Raw genomic sequence first — 14576 nt, 5'->3', positions numbered from 1 at the left:
CGCCACCGCGAGCGGTGGTGAACCGGCCGGACCCGGCCGCCGGGCCGTCCGCGCGGTCGACCGCACCGGCCCGCTCCCGCGTCACCCTCCCGCTGCGGCCGCGCCAGGCGATCGACCACGCCGGGCCGGGCACCGTGGGCCGTGTCGCCGCCACCGGCCCCGGGCACCCCGGCGGGCAGGCCCGCCCGGCAGGTCCGGCGGGCAGGCCCGCCCGGCCACCACTGCCTCGGCCCGGTCCCCGGCGACCGCCCGGTGTACGCCCCGCGCCTCGCGCCGGCCCCGCGCCCCACCCGCCCCGGCGCGCCGCGGCACGGGCCGTCGGCGGCTACCGGTCCTCAGGCGCGTCCAGCAGGTGCGGCCCGTCGTTGCGGACGTTGTTCACCGCGGTGGTCACCGCCCGGGCGGTCAACCGCCCGCCGGCCGGCGTGGTGAGCAGCGCGCGCAGCTCGTCGGCGTCGTGGTGGCCGGGATCGAGCCAGGCGTCGTACTGGTCCGGGGTGACGGCCAGCGGCATCCGGGGGTGGATGCGGCCGGCGGCGTCACGGGCTTCGGTGGTGATGATGGTGCAGGTGGTCCACCAGGCGGCCGGATCCTCGTCGTCGGTCACCCGCGGGTCGCGCCAGAACTCGTACAGCCCCGCCATGGCCATCACCCGGCCGTCCTCGGGGGCGATGTAGTACGGCTGCTTGTAAGCCTTGGTGTGCTCCGTCGCCGCCCTCGCCTCCCACTCGTAGAAGCCGTCCGCGGGCAGCAGACAGCGGCGCTTGGCGAAGGCGCGCCGGAAGGCGGGCTTCTCGTGCACGGTCTCCGCCCGCGCGTTGATCATTTTGGCGCCGGTGTCCGGGCTCTTGGCCCAGGACGGCACCAGACCCCAGCGCACCGGGCGCAGCTTCCTCCGCGGCGGGCCGGAGCCGTCCCTAGGAGGCCGCTCCAGGACCGCCCAGACGCTGTCGGTCGGGGCGACGTTCCAACTCGGCGCCAGGGTCTCGGTGGGGCTCCAGTCGGTGGCCCGGAAGAGCTGAGCGAGGTCCTGCGGGCTGCGGGTGGAGGCGTATCGGCCGCACATGAGGACACTGTGCCACCTCGGCCCGCCCGCGCGAGCGGGGGCCCCGCCGGAGGCGTCCTCCACCGGGGCGAGCCGGCCTCCGCCCGGCGCGCCGTGCCGGCGCTCCGGCGCAGGCCGGACGGGCTGCGCCCGGGACGACAGCCCCCTGCCCGGCGCGGACGCCCCGCGGTGCAGGGCGGACCCCACGGGGGTGGGTCGGGGCGGTGCGTCGTGTCCTACCGGGCGGGTGGTGGCGTTGGGGTCGGCGTGGGCCGGCATCGGGTGGCGCTGCGAGGTGGCGGGTTCGGCGGGTCGGGGCGGTGCGTCGTGTCCTACCGGGTGGGTGGTGGCGTTGGGTCGGCGTGGGCCGGCATCGGGTGGCGCTGCGAGGTGGCGGGTCCGGTGGGTCGGGGCGGTGCGTCGTGTCCTACCGGCCGGACGAGGCCGTTGCGGTCCGCACGCGCCCACACCGGGCGGCGCCGACCCCGTGGGTCGGGCAGGGGGCGGCGCACCGCGCCCCACCGGGCGGACGAAACCGTTCCGGCTCGCCCGCGCCCGCACCCGGGTGGCGCCGCGACCCCGTGGGCCGTGATCACCGGGCAGGTACAGTCGCCCCGACGCGCGGCACCGGACCCGCCGCGCCCACCAGCACCGGGGGGACACGCACATGCCAGGGGACCGACTCGCCGGACGCGCGGCCGAACGCGCGGCGCTCGCCGATCTGCTCGACGGCGTCCGCTCCGGGGCCGGGCGGGCACTGGTCCTGCGCGGCGAGCCGGGCGTCGGCAAGTCCGCGCTGCTGCGGCACGCCGCGGAGCACGCCGCCCCCGCCGCGGTGCTGCGCGCCACCGGCGCCGAGCCCGAGACGGGCCTCGCCTTCGCCGCCCTGCACCAGTTGCTGCGGCCGGTCGCCGGACTCACCGACGCCCTGCCCGGCCCGCAGCGGGACGCCGTGCGCGCGGCGCTGGGCCTGGCCGCGCCGCCCGCCGCCCAGGACCGGTTCCTGGTCGCCGCGGGGGTGCTGTCCCTGCTGGCCGAGGCCGGACAGCCGCACGGCCTGCTGTGCGTCATCGACGACTTCCACTGGGTCGACCGGGCCTCCGCCGACGCCCTGCTGTTCGCCGCGCGCCGCCTGGACACCGACGGCGTCGGACTCCTGATCGCCACCCGCGACACCCCCGACATCCGGCACGCGCTGCGCGACCTGCCGGAGCGGCGGCTGACCGGGCTGCCCGCCGCCGACGCGGCCGCCGCCCTCGCCGGCTGGGCGGCCGTGGAGCCCTCGCCGCGGGTCGCGGCCCGGATCGCCGAGGCCACCGGCGGCAACCCGCTCGCCCTGCGGGAGACCGCCGAACTGCTGACCGCCGGCCAGCTGACCGGCCATGAGCCGCTGCCCGACCCACTGCCGCCGGGCGACGGAGTCGCCGCCGGCTACGGCGACCGGCTCGCCGCCCTGCCCGCGGCGACCCGCCGGGTGCTGCTGGCCGCCGCCCTCGACGGACGGGGCGACCCCCGCGTGGTGCTGGCCGCCGCCGCCCGGCTGGGGGCCCCGGAGCACGCCCTGGAGCCGGCCGAGGCCGCCGGCCTGGTGGCGGCCGGACCCGCCGCGATCACCTTCCGGCACCCGCTGATCCGCGCGGCGGTGCACGCCGCCGCGAGCCCGGCGGACCGGCGCGCGGCCCACCAGGCGCTGGCTGTGGCCTTCGGCGCGGCCGGCGACGCGGACCGCCGGGCAGCGCACCGGGCCGCCGCGGCGATCGGCCCCGACGAGGAGATCGCCGCCGACCTGACCGCGGCCGCCGACCGGGCCCGGGCCCGGGGCGGCCACGCGGACGCCGCTGACGCCCTGACCCGGGCCGCGCAGCTGACACCCGACCCCGCCGACCGGGCCCGCCGGCTGACCGACGCGGCCGCGGCGGCCTGGCTCGGCGGGCGGCCCGGCCAGGCCCACAGCGCGCTCGCCGCGGCCGGCGAGATCACCACCGACCCCGGCCTGCTGACCGAACTCGCCCAGCTGCGCGGTCGCTTCGCGCTCAACTCCGGGGACGCGGCCGAGGCGCTGCGCATCCTCCTCGCCGCGGCGGACCGGGCTCCCGACCGGATCCAACTGCTCGCGGACGCCGCCGAAGCAGCCGCCTACGTGGGCGACACCGACGCCACGGTGCGCATCGGACGCCGTGCCGAGTCCCTGCCCGAGACCCGGCTACGGGACCCCGCCGAGGCGTTCCTGCGGGACGTGCTGGCCGGGTCCGGCGCCCTGTGGGACGGAGCCCCCGACCGCGGGGTGCCGCTGCTCAGACGCGCCCTGGCGGCAGTGCCGGACGACGCGGACGACGCCGCCACCCTGCTGTGGGCGGCGGCCGCCGCCAGCCTGCTCGGCGAAGGCGACGCGGCGGCCGGGTACGGGACCCGGGCCGGCGCGGTCGCCCGGGTGTCCGGCACGGTGGGAACGCTGCCCGTGGTCCTGGAGAACGCCGCCACCGCCGAGCGGTTGAACAGCCGGTTCGCGCTGAGCGCCGCCCTGTCCACCGAAGGGCTGGCCCTCGCGAAGGAGGCCGGCATCAGCAACTCGGCCGCCGCGCACCTGGCCAACCTCGCGGTCTGTGCCGCGGTCCGCGGCCAGGAGGACACCTGCCACGCGTATGCCCGGCAGGCCCTCGCCATCGCGATTCCGCACCGGCTGGGACTGCGCGTCGGCGTGGCCTCCTACGCCCTGGGCGTGCTCGACCTGGGCCTCGGCCGGTTCGCCCGGGCACACGAGCGGCTGGCGGCACTGGCCGACGCGGGCCCGGGCGCCGGTCACCCGGTGGTCGTCTGGGGGTCGATCGCCGACCGGGTGGAGGCCGCCGCGGCCGCCGGGGACGACGGCGCCGCCCGCACCGCCGTGGCCTTCCTGGAACGGTGGTCGGCACCCGCGTCCTCGGCGCGGTCCCGGGCCCTGCTGGCCCGCTGCCGGGCGCTGGTCGCCGGGGACGACGCGGCCGTACCACTGCTGACCGAGGCCCTCGGGCACCTCGCCGGGGACCGCGGCGCCGCCTACGACCAGGCCCGTACCGCGCTGCTGCTGGGCGAACGGCTGCGCCGCGCCCGCCGCATCGGCGAGGCGCGGGGACATCTGCGCCAGGCCATGGAGGCCTTCCGGCGGCTGGAGGCCGAACCGTGGGAGCGGCGCGCCCGGGACGAGCTGCGGGCCGCGGGGGAGAGCGCCGACCGCCCGGCGCCGGACGCGCTCGCCACGCTCACCCCGCAGGAGCTGCGGATCGCGCGACTGGTGGCCCAGGGCGCGTCCAACCGCGAGGTCGCGGCCCAGCTGTTCCTCAGCCCCCGCACCGTGGAGTACCACCTGTACAAGGTCTACCCGAAGCTGGGCATCGCCTCGCGCGCGGAGCTGACCCGGCTGCTTCGGTAGTCGCCACCAGTGGTCCTACGGATGGCACCGGTGGCCCGCCCCGGCACAGTGGTGCCCGTCCACGAGATCCGCTCGAGGCGACGAGGAAGAGAGAAACGGATGACGGCAGCAGGACAGCTGGTCACGGTCGGCGACATCGAGCTGTGGACCGAGGAGTTCGGCGACCCCTCCCACCCGCCGGTGCTGCTCATCATGGGCGCGATGACCCAGGGCCTGCTGTGGCCCGACGAGTTCGTGGGCCGCGTCGCGGCCGCGGGCTACCGGGTCATCCGCTACGACCACCGGGACGTCGGCCGGTCCACCGCCCGCGACTTCGGCACCCACCCCTACACCTGGGCCGCGCTCAAGGACGACGCGCTCGGCCTGCTGGACACCCTCGGCATCGACCGGGCGCATGTGGTCGGCCACTCCGCGGGAGGCCTGATCGCCCAGTGGATCGCCGCGGAGAACCCCCAGCGGGTGGCCACCCTCACGGTGATCGGCTCCTCGCCGCTCGGCGCCCGTGAGGGGCAGGTGCTGATGCGGGCGATCATGGGGCAGCCGCAGCCGGCGGGCAGCCTGCCGGAACCGCGGCCGGAGTTCGTCGAGTTCTTCCGGGCCGCGGCGACGGCCCCGCCGCCCGCCACCCGCGCCGAGGCCGTCGACCTCCAGATCGCGACGGCCCGGGTGATGAACGGTACGGCGCTGCCGTTCGACGAGGACGCCCAGCGGCGTCTGGAGGAGTCGCTGTTCGACCGGTGCCGGGACCCGCGCACCGCCGCCAACCACCGGCTCGCCGGCATGGCCGACCTGGAGGTGGAACCGGTCGACGCGCTGGTCGAGGTGGTGGCCCCGACGCTGGTCGTCGAGGGCACCCACGAACCGGCCAAGCCCGGCCACGGACGGCTGATCGCCGAGGCGATCGCCGGGGCCCGGCTGCTGATGGTGCCGGACATGGGCCACATGATCGCGCCGGAGGTGGTGGAACCGGTCGCGAGGGCGCTCACCGCCCACTTCGCCGCCGCCCGGTGACGCCGCCCGGTGGGGCCGGGCGCCGCATTCGTCGGGGACGGCCCGGGCCGGCAAACCGGGCGGGCCGGGACGGACGGCGCCCCGGCCGACCGGCCCCCGCGTCGCGGGGGCCGGCGCCCGGGCGACGACGCTCCGTCCCCCTCGGCCGCTCCGGGCGGTGCGGTGGCGCGGCCCCCGGCCCCGACGTCCGCGCCTTCGCCGCCCCTGACCGCCGCAGCCGACGGGTCCGCCCCGGGTGCCGAGGGCGTCGCGCGGCGGTGGCAGGATGAGGCTCCGACCAGGGAAAGGTGCCGCATCATGGCCGTCATCCACCGCACCACACTGACGCCCACCAAACTCGAACTGCTCACCTCGTGGCTGCCCACCCAGCCGTGGTACCGGGGCGACGGGAGCGAGCCGGAGCTGTCCAAGGCGGGCGGCTTCCGGCTGGACGATCCGCACGGCGAGGTGGGCATCGAGTTCATGGTGGTCTCCGACGCCGCCGGCGACCGGCCGGGCGGCTACCTGGTGCCGCTGACCTACCGCGGGGCGCCGCTCCCGGGTGCGGACCGGGCGCTGCTCGGAACCGCCGAGCACGGGGTGCTGGGGCGCCGGTGGATCTACGACGGAACCCATGACCCCGTCCTCGTCACGCAGTTGTTCGCCTTCCTGCAGGGCCGGGTCGAGGCCCAGGCCCAGAGCGTCAGCGACCGGACCGACCCGTCGGTGACCGGCCGCCTCGCGGACGCCGGGGTCGGGACGGTGTCCGGGCCGGTGGGCGTGAGCCACGACCGGGAAGGCACCGACGTCCTCGTCCGGGCCGGATCGGCCGGTGAACTGACGCTGCGGTTCCACCGCTTCCTGGTACCGGCTGCGGAGGGCGAGGCCGGTGGAGCGGGGCACGTCCTGGGCGATGTCACCGCCGACTGGCTGCTGCCCGACGGCACCGCCTCCCGCGGCCTGTTCGCCGTGGTGCGCGGCGCCGCTCCGGACGCCGGCACCAGCTGACGCGGCCGGGCCGGGGGGGAGCCGGCCCACCCCGGCCCGCCCGGCTCCCGGCGAAGTCGCGGATGTCAGCGGTCTGTCAGGGCCGTCCTTCGGCTCAGGGCAGCGGGTGGATCGGCTCCCAGCCGTCCGGGATCCCGTAGGGGTGGTCCAGGTGCGCCCAGATCAGGGCGCCACCCACCAGCCCGGGCACCTCGCGGTTGGGCACCGGCCTGGAGACCAGCGGGCCGGTGCCGTGCTCCAGGGCATCGGCCACCGCCTCCAGATATCCGGTCACCGAGGGGAACGCGGTCGGCTCCCCGAGCTCCACCCCCTCGTAGCAGGCCCACCGGCCCACCCCCGAGTCGGCGGCGTACAGCCCGCTGTCGGGCCCGTCGTTGTCCGCTCCCAGCCAGGGGAGCCAGTGCGCCACCGGACGGGCGGCGGCGGACAGGCTGCCCGCCAGCGACTCCCGGCCGCCCCGGGCCCGCACCGCCTCGTCCGGGCCCAGCAGTACGGAGCCGAGGAAGGCGTAGGCGGCCAGGTCGCCGCCTTCGTCCTCCTCGACGTCGACCCACCGCACACCGCCGCACAACCGCCACAGCGCCGTCAGTTCCGCGGGGACGCCGTGTCCGTATACCGCGAGGCAGTGTGTCTCGGTGCTCGCCAACTCCCCGGCGCCGGCCGGTGGGAGGATCGTCCCGGCCGACACCGGGGCGTAGCGGTGCAGCCACGTGGCGATCCGTCCCCAGGCCGCGACGACCGGCTCCGCCTTCATCCGTTCGGACATGGCGCCCACCCTACCGACCGGGGAAGCGGCCCCCTCGCGCGTCCGTGACAGCGCCCGCGCCCCCGGCACCCGGCCCCCTGCCGTGCGGCGGCTACGCTGGGGCACCGGTGGGAAGGGGGAGCGCGTGGAGCTCACTGAGATGATCCGGGAACTGCGGGCGCAGTTGACCGCGGCCGCGGCGCAAGGGGCCGACGAGGCGCTCCGGTTCGAGGTCGGGCCGATCGAGATCGAGGCGAACGTCGCCGTCACCCGGGAGGCGGGCGGCGGTGGCAGGGTGCGCTTCCTCGTCGTCGAGGCCGGCGCCGACGGCAGGTACGCGCGTGCCGAGACGCAACGCGTCACGGTCACCCTCCAGCCGACGGTCCCCGGTCCGGCCGGCACCCGCACGGCGGCCCGGATCTCGGGCGCCGAGGCCGCGGGAGAGCGCTGACCGGACAGCGGCCGGTGACCGGACCGGACATCGGCCGGGTCGCGGAGGTCATCGTCACCACGGCGTCCGGCACGTCGCGCCGGGGCTCGGGCTATCTGGTGAGCGCCGGCCGGGTGCTGACCGCGGCGCACGCCGTCGAGGACGGGACGGCGGTGCGGGTACGGTTCGACGCCGACCGGCCGGGGGAGCGGCTGCTCGCAGCGGAGGTGGTCTTCGCGCACCCGACGATCGACGTCGCCGTGCTGTCCGTCACCGCCGACGCCGCCCCGCCCGGCGGGCCCGCCCGGTTCGGCCGGGTCGGTGAGCGGGACGCGGTGCTGCGGTGCAGCGCCGTCGGCTTCCCGGCGTTCAAGCTGCGGGAGGACGCGGACGGATCGCGCTACCGCGACTCCGAGCATGTGCACGGCACCTGCTCGGTGCTCGCCAACCGGCGCGAGGGGACCTTGGATCTGCGCGTCCCGGCGCCCGCGGGCAGCTGGGACGGCATGTCGGGGGCGGCCGTCTTCAGCGACGGGCGGGTCGTCGGGATCGTCGTGCTCCACCACCGGTCCGACGGCCCGGGCAGGCTGGCGGTCAGCCGCGCCGACCGCTGGGCCGACCGCTTGCCCGCGGCGGAACGGCGGCTGCTCGAGCGGCTGCTGCACACGGAACTCCGCCCGGACCGGCTCCCCGACGTGCTGCCGTCGCCGCCCGCACACCCGGCGCCCGCCATGGCCCCGCCCGTGCCGCGCCACTTCGTGCCGCGCGCCGCCCTGGGGCAGTCGCTCATCGAGGCGTTGGCGCACGGTCCGGTGTCACTCTGCGGCGCCGGAGGCTTCGGCAAGACCACGCTCGCGGCATGGGCCGGCCGGCACGAGGAGATCCGGGAGCGGTTCCCCGACGGTGTGCTGTGGGTCCGGCTCGGACCGGCGCCCACCACCGAGCGGACCGTCACGGTGCTGGCCGGGCTCGCCGCGGTACTCACCGGCGACGCGCCGGTCATCCACCCCGATGTGCCCTCCGCCGCCCACGCGTTCCGGTCGGCGCTCGCGAAGCGGCGGCCGCTGCTGGTCGTGGACGACGTATGGGCCGCGGCGGATCTGCATCCGTTCCGCGGCGCGGGCGCCACCCTGCTGGTCACCACCCGCCGCGCGGGCCTGCTCGACGACCGGGACGGCACCGAGATTCCCGTGACGGCCATGGACGACGACGAAGCCGCGGAGCTGCTCGGCCTGCCGGACGAACGCGCCGTACTGGCGCCGCTGCTGCGACGGACCGGCCACTGGCCGCTCGCCCTCGGCCTGCTCTCGGGCCCGGTGCGCAGCCTGGTCTCCTCCCGGCACGCCAAGACCGCCGCGGAGGCGGTCGCCGAGCTGCTGGGGGAACTCGACCGTGAGGGCATCACCGCCCTGGACGAGCTGTCCGAGGCCGAGGCCGCCGCCGGTCCGGACACCGTACGCGGCATCTCGCAGACGCTGGAGGTCAGCCTCGCGGACCTGCCGGAGTCCTCGCGTGAGCGCTTCCTCCAACTGGCGGCCTTCCCGCGCGGAGAGACCGTCCCCTACCGGCTGCTGCAGCGCCTGTGGGGAGTGAGTGAGCTGCGGGCCCGGGCCGAGGGCGACCGTTTCATCGACCGCTCCCTCGCCTCCGCGGCGCCGGACGGGGCCGGGGTGCGCCTGCACGACGTCACCCACGAGGCGCTGCGCCGACGGGCTCCGGACCTGCCGGCCGCGGTCAGCACCCGGCTGCTCGACCTCCTGCGTCCGGAACCCGGATGGCACGCGCTCCGCGGCCCCGACCGGGATTTCCTCCCCACCCTCGGCTTCCACCTCGACCAGGCCGGTCGGACGGCGGAACTCACCGCACTCGTGCGGGACATGCGCTTCCTCGCGGTCCGGCTGGCCGGCTCCGGCCCCCTTGCACTGGAGTCCGACCTCGCCCGGTGCGGCGAGGACCCCGCCGCACGTGAACTGGCGGAAGTACTCAGACGGGAGGGCCATCTGTTCGTCGGCGGGCTGTCGGCCGGCGACGCCGCCGTGACCCTGGAGTACCGCCTCGCCGGGCTCACCGCGACGCCCGCCGCCCTGCGCCACGCCGCCGAGGCACGCCCCGCCCACGGACTGGCCGCCCTGCACCCGCCGCCCGATCGCGACCACGAGGCGCTGGAGCGCTCGTTCCGGGCCCGGGACGGTGACGGCAACTGTGCGGCCCTGCACTGGCATCCCGCGGGGGAGCTGCTGGCCGTCGCGGGCGACGGGCCCGCCGTCCGCTTCTTCGACCGCACCGGCCTGGAAGCCGGCGATCCGATCGAGATCGCCGACGAGTCGGTGGCCCTGGTCCGGTGGAGCCCGGACGGGACGCACCTCGCGCTCGTCAGCCGGCGCATGAACCCCGAACGCACCCGCTACTTCCACACCCTGCGGGTCTACGAGGCGCGGACGCGCGGCGAGGTGGACCGGCTGCCCAGCCCCGAGCCCGGGTTCTGCTGGGCGCCCGACTCCGCCTGCCTCGCCGTGGTCTGCCGGGGGGCCACGGTGGACGGCGCGGGGCTGTGGCAACCCGGATCCGGCCGGGCGCCCCGTGTCCTGCCCGGCGCGGCACCGGACTCCACCCTCGGCCGGACCCACCTCGCCGCGCTCGACTGGCACCCCGAGCACGGCCTGCTCGCCGCCACGGACGGCGACGAGCTCAGCGCCACCGCAGGGGGCGCACTCCTGCTGTGGGCCGACCCCTACGGGCCGCGGCTCCCCGCCGTCTGGCCCTACCGGAGCCTCGGCACCGGGGCGGAGCGCAAGGCGTGGCGACCGACCGCCGAGAGCCTGGCGTGGCGGCCGGGCGGCCGCAGCGCGCTGGTCCAGTTGCCCGACCCGCTACTGGTGGACCCGTCGGCCCAGCGGGTGCTGTGGCGGGCCGAACCGGACGGCCACGGAGCACGGTGGTCTCCCGACGGCGGCCGCCTGGCGCTCCGGAGCGGGTCGGCGGGAGACCGGGTGCGGTGGGCGCTGTGGCGGATGCCGCCGGACGCCGACCTGGCGCGCGGGAGGGAGCCGGTGTGCGAGGCGGAGACTCCGGTGGGCGTACTGCGCACCGGCGACCTGGGCGCGGCGTGGCGGCCGGACGGGCTGGCCATCGCCACCACCACGGAGCGGCGCGTGGTGCGGATATGGCGGACGGAACCCTCCGGCCGGGGCCCGGCCGGGCGGCGTTCGCCGCGGCTGGACGCGGTGATGTGGAGCGCCGACGGAGCCGAACTGGCCGTGGGGGACCGGTTCGCCGGCACCTGGCTGAGCGTGGATCCCGACGCCCCCCAGGCCCCGTGGCGGGAATGCCCCCCGCGCCCCTTCGCCGGCACGCCCGGTGTGCGGCGCCGCCAGCAATGGGCGGACATGAGCGGGACGACGGTGCTGGTCGGGCCGCACGCACGGCATCACCTGCTGGGGCACACGGAGCCCGGGCCGCTTCGCGTCGTCGACCGGAGCCGTGGCACCACGACCGTGCTGGGCGCGGAGGAGGGACGGTGGAGCTGGCGCGCGACCTGCTTCGCGCCCGGCGGAGACCGGGTCGTCGCCATCGGCGAACACCCTCGGCTGGGACGGGTGCTGACCATGTGGCGGCTGACCGGGGCCGCCGTGGAACCGCCCGCGGCGCGGTGGCCCGGGCCGCCCCGCGAAGACGAGCGGAACCGCACGGTCCAGGACGTCCGCGCCCTGAGCCACATCACCGTCAGCGACGACCACGTCGCCGTCGCCGGCGGGGACATCATCGGCCTCTTCGCCCTCGCCGACCTGCGCCGCCTGTGCTGGGTCCGCACCAACGCGACGGTCTGGGAGGTCGCCTTCGCCCCCTCGGGCCGCCGCCTCGCCGTCGTCGGCGACGCGGGACTCCAGCTGTTCGCGGTGCGCGGCGCGGAGCCGTGACGGTCCCCGCCGGCTCCCGCTCCAAAGCCCGGCGGGGAGCGGTCGCGACGCGTGCGCCCGGAGCGGGAGGGGCCGAACCCACCCGACCGGTGCCGGGCCACCGGCCCCGGCGTGCGGTTCACGCGGACGCCGGTGGCCTGCCCCGGCCGGCTTCGTCGAGCAGCAGCCGCGCGGCCACCGTCGCCCCGTCGGCGCGGATCATGCCGGCCACGGCGGTCGCCCGTGCACGGGTCTCCGGGTCCAGCGCCGCCCTGAGCGCCGCCGACAGGGACTCGGTGGTCGGCGCCGGACCGTCGTGCGCCACGCCGACGCCGAGGTCCACCACCCTGCGGGCCCAGTACGGCTGGTCCGTCGCCTGGGCCACCACCACCTGGGACGCGCCGGCCCGGGCGGCGGTCGTGGTGGTGCCCGCCCCGCCGTGGTGCACCACCGCCGCCACCCGGCCGAACAGCGCCTGCTGGTTGACCTCGCCGACGACGAAGCAGTCGTCCCGGTCGTCGATCGAATCCAGGCCGGCCCACCCCCGGGCCACGACCAGGCGGCGGCCCTGCGCGCGGACCGCCTCCACGGCCACCCGGGCGATGTCCGCCGAGGCGTGCATCGGCATGCTGCCGAAGCCCACGTAGACCGGTGGGGTGCCGGAGTCCAGGAACGACACCAACTCGGCCGGCAACGGGTGCACATCGGGCAGGATCCACGCGCCGGTCTGGACGACGTCGAGCCCCGGCACCTCCCGCCACGGGTCCAGTACCGGGTCGGTCGCCAGCCACGGCCGGTCGCCGACGACATAGGCACGGACACGGTCCACCGGCGGCAGGCCGTTCGCCACCCGGTTCGTGTTGAGCGCTTCGCCGAACAGCGTGTCGACGCTCCGGGCGTCCAGGTCCCACAGCACCCGGTTGTCGGTCACCCCCGGCGGGAACGGGCGGCCCGGGTACGCCAGCGGCGGGTGGTGCGGCGACGGCAGATCGAGCTGCTGGAAGGTGGCGGACACGGCGCGGATGCCCAGCTTCTCGGCCACCGACAACGCACCGGCCGCGGTCGGCAGCATGCCGGTCGCCAGTACCGCATCGCACCCCTCGGCGGCCGCGGCGACCACCTCGAACTGGGTGGCGATCAACTCGGCCGCGTACCGGGGCAGGGACGACGGCGTCGGCGCCGCGAGCGTCAGCTCGCGCGCCGACGGGCCGACCGGCACCAGCGGCACGCCGACCGCGGCCAGCCGCCGCACGAAGTCCTCGTCCGGCGGCGCGCACACCCGCACCTCCGCGCCGAGCCCCCGCAACCGCTCCGCGAGTCCCGCCAGCGGTTCGACATCCCCGCGCGACCCATACGTCGACAGCAACACACGCACCTGGTGGCCCCCGGTCCCTGAGGTTTCGGCTTCGGCCGGCGATTCTGCGGCACCCCCGGGGCCTTGCCGCAAGCCCCCCGGTGCGCTATACGTTGAGCATGGCCAGGAGTGGGTACACCTCCTTCCCCTGATCGACCACTGCCGAACGCCCGCCCGGGACCGGCGGTTTCCCTCACGGCCCGCGGACTCCCCTCCTCGTCAGATGCGGCTGCCGGCCCGCAACCACCGGTCGAAGAAGCCCGACACCCACGCCCGTTGGAGGGCGACCGCCCGGACCGGATCCGCCGGGCCGATGCTGTCGGTGACGGTCTGTTCCGGCAGTCCCAGCAGCCGGGCCACTTGCGGGAGCAGCGCCTCGGCGTCGGTGAAGGAGGCGTGCCGTCCACCGGCGAGCGTCCGCTCGCTGACCGGGCCGGTGCTGTGCCGCCGCAGGGCTCCCCACGAGGGGTCGGTGCGGTGGTCGTGGCCCTCATGGCCCATCAGCAGCAGCGGGCGGTCCACCCCCTGGGTCGCGACCGTGGCGGGGTGGGACGGATCCTCGTACCGCTGGACGTAACCCAGGACGCCGTCCATGTTCACGGCGGCGTCGATCCGCCGGTCCTCGAGAAGGGCCTGGGCGGCGGTGAATCCTCCGGCGGAGTGGCCGAGCATGCCGGTGGCCCGCAGGTCGACGGCGCCCCGCAGCCCGGTCGGCAGCGGCGCGGCGTCCGCGTCGGGGTTGTGCCCGGCGGCGAGCAGCTCCAGCCGGTCCAGCACGAAGCGGGTGTCCGTCACGCGTACGGCCAGGGTCTTCCGCAGCAGCTCGGTGACCCGGCCGGTCCGCTGGGCCTCGGCGAACTCCTCCGGCAGCCGGCTGTGCTCGACCCGACCGCCGGGGAACTCCACGGCGGCGGCGTCGTAGGTGTGGTCGACGGTCACCACGACGTAGCCGCGCGAGGCCAGTTCGTCGACGAGAGTGGTGCCCATGGCGCGGGGGTCGCCGACACCGGGCGAGGCGAGCACCACGGGGAGCCGGCCGCCGCGGCGGGCCACCGGGGCGCCCTCGCGGGCGTGGCCGCGCGTGGCGGCCCAGTCCACCCGGCCCTTCGGTACCCCGAGCCCGTTCAGCTCGTCGAAGCCGGCCGCGACCCCGCGGGTCATGTGCGGCGCGAGGGGGTACCGGTCGGTGTCCCGGGCGGGGTAGCGCACACTCACCATCAGCTCCCGGCAGCGCCGTCCGGCGACCCACGGGTCGGGGCGGTGCCGGTCGACCAGCCGCAGCGAGACCGTGCCCACCGGGTAGGGCCCGGTCGGCGCGGGCAGCTCCAGGGCACCGGAGGGCGGCAGCGGAGCGGCGGGGGTGCGGTGCGGGGCCGCGGCGGCCGGCGCGGCCGTCCGGGTGCCGAGCAGCAGCGTGGCGGCCGCGCCGAGCGCCAGCAGCCCCCGTCGCGGGACGGGCGCCGCGGCCCCGGGCGCGGCGGTGGGGGGATGGGGCACGGACATGGGCGGCTCCTGGCTCGGGCGTACGGGGTGGGCGGGCTTCGTCACAGGGCCCGGTGCGAGCCGCCGTGGAAGCCAGCGTGACATCGACAGGCACCCGGCGCGCTCCGGCCGACCCCCGGGTCCGGGTAGGGCCGGCCCTACCTCCCGCGGTGGTCCTGCCACCACCCGGGCGGCGCCGCGGCAGAGCCGGCGCCGC

General features: G+C 77.3%; 9 protein-coding genes. 5 read left to right on the top strand and 4 right to left on the bottom strand.

Annotation, left to right across the window (positions count from 1 at the left end; translation table 11 throughout):
• Nucleotides 1-325 precede the first annotated feature (325 nt).
• Nucleotides 326-1066, bottom strand: a complete 741-nt coding sequence (locus ACH4B3_RS21975) for an SOS response-associated peptidase (protein ID WP_398465102.1) — start codon at nucleotides 1064-1066, stop codon at nucleotides 326-328.
• 646 nt (nucleotides 1067-1712) lie between these two features.
• On the opposite strand from ACH4B3_RS21975, the gene ACH4B3_RS21970 reads away from it, so the two are divergent.
• The 3 genes from ACH4B3_RS21970 (at nucleotide 1713) to ACH4B3_RS21960 (ending at nucleotide 6452) form a co-directional block, all read left to right on the top strand.
• Complete coding sequence (locus tag ACH4B3_RS21970; RefSeq protein WP_398465101.1) at nucleotides 1713-4454, top strand: AAA family ATPase; 2742 nt, start codon at nucleotides 1713-1715, stop codon at nucleotides 4452-4454.
• A gap of 99 nt (nucleotides 4455-4553) precedes the next feature.
• Nucleotides 4554-5465, top strand: coding sequence for an alpha/beta fold hydrolase (locus tag ACH4B3_RS21965; protein ID WP_398465099.1), 912 nt, complete (start codon nucleotides 4554-4556; stop codon nucleotides 5463-5465).
• A 297-nt stretch (nucleotides 5466-5762) separates the two neighbouring features.
• Nucleotides 5763-6452: a 1,4-alpha-glucan branching protein gene (locus tag ACH4B3_RS21960; protein ID WP_398465097.1), complete on the top strand. Its 690-nt coding sequence runs from the start codon at nucleotides 5763-5765 to the stop codon at nucleotides 6450-6452.
• A 94-nt stretch (nucleotides 6453-6546) separates the two neighbouring features.
• Here ACH4B3_RS21960 and ACH4B3_RS21955 read toward each other — a convergent pair whose 3' ends face one another.
• On the bottom strand, nucleotides 6547-7218 hold the full coding sequence (locus ACH4B3_RS21955) for a hypothetical protein (RefSeq protein WP_398465095.1): 672 nt from the start codon (nucleotides 7216-7218) through the stop codon (nucleotides 6547-6549).
• A 124-nt stretch (nucleotides 7219-7342) separates the two neighbouring features.
• On the opposite strand from ACH4B3_RS21955, the gene ACH4B3_RS21950 reads away from it, so the two are divergent.
• Together ACH4B3_RS21950 and ACH4B3_RS21945 are read left to right on the top strand one after the other, a co-directional pair.
• On the top strand, nucleotides 7343-7648 hold the full coding sequence (locus ACH4B3_RS21950) for a trypco2 family protein (protein ID WP_398465093.1): 306 nt from the start codon (nucleotides 7343-7345) through the stop codon (nucleotides 7646-7648).
• Between the two features lie 14 nt (nucleotides 7649-7662).
• Nucleotides 7663-11544 (top strand): trypsin-like peptidase domain-containing protein, encoded by a 3882-nt coding sequence (locus tag ACH4B3_RS21945; RefSeq protein ID WP_398465091.1) that lies wholly within the window; start codon nucleotides 7663-7665, stop codon nucleotides 11542-11544.
• A 118-nt stretch (nucleotides 11545-11662) separates the two neighbouring features.
• On the opposite strand, the gene ACH4B3_RS21940 is transcribed toward ACH4B3_RS21945, so the two are convergent.
• Nucleotides 11663-12898 (bottom strand): glycosyltransferase, encoded by a 1236-nt coding sequence (locus ACH4B3_RS21940; RefSeq protein ID WP_398465089.1) that lies wholly within the window; start codon nucleotides 12896-12898, stop codon nucleotides 11663-11665.
• A gap of 198 nt (nucleotides 12899-13096) precedes the next feature.
• Nucleotides 13097-14380 (bottom strand): alpha/beta hydrolase family protein, encoded by a 1284-nt coding sequence (locus tag ACH4B3_RS21935; protein WP_398465087.1) that lies wholly within the window; start codon nucleotides 14378-14380, stop codon nucleotides 13097-13099.
• Nucleotides 14381-14576: the final 196 nt, after the last annotated feature.

Source organism: Streptomyces sp. NPDC018031 (assembly GCF_044327625.1).
Classification (GTDB): Bacteria; Actinomycetota; Actinomycetes; order Streptomycetales; family Streptomycetaceae; genus Streptomyces.
The sequence above is the reverse complement of the archived record's forward strand: the minus strand, read 5'-3'. Positions and strand labels throughout refer to the sequence as shown.

Excerpts from the sequence above, each read along its gene's own strand:
- ACH4B3_RS21975 (WP_398465102.1), bottom strand. The coding sequence starts at position 1,066 with ATGTGCGGCCGATACGCCTCCACCCGCAGCCCGCAGGACCTCGCTCAG.
- ACH4B3_RS21970 (WP_398465101.1), top strand. The coding sequence starts at position 1,713 with ATGCCAGGGGACCGACTCGCCGGACGCGCGGCCGAACGCGCGGCGCTC.
- ACH4B3_RS21965 (WP_398465099.1), top strand. The coding sequence starts at position 4,554 with ATGACGGCAGCAGGACAGCTGGTCACGGTCGGCGACATCGAGCTGTGG.
- ACH4B3_RS21960 (WP_398465097.1), top strand. The coding sequence starts at position 5,763 with ATGGCCGTCATCCACCGCACCACACTGACGCCCACCAAACTCGAACTG.
- ACH4B3_RS21955 (WP_398465095.1), bottom strand. The coding sequence starts at position 7,218 with ATGTCCGAACGGATGAAGGCGGAGCCGGTCGTCGCGGCCTGGGGACGG.
- ACH4B3_RS21935 (WP_398465087.1), bottom strand. The coding sequence starts at position 14,380 with ATGTCCGTGCCCCATCCCCCCACCGCCGCGCCCGGGGCCGCGGCGCCC.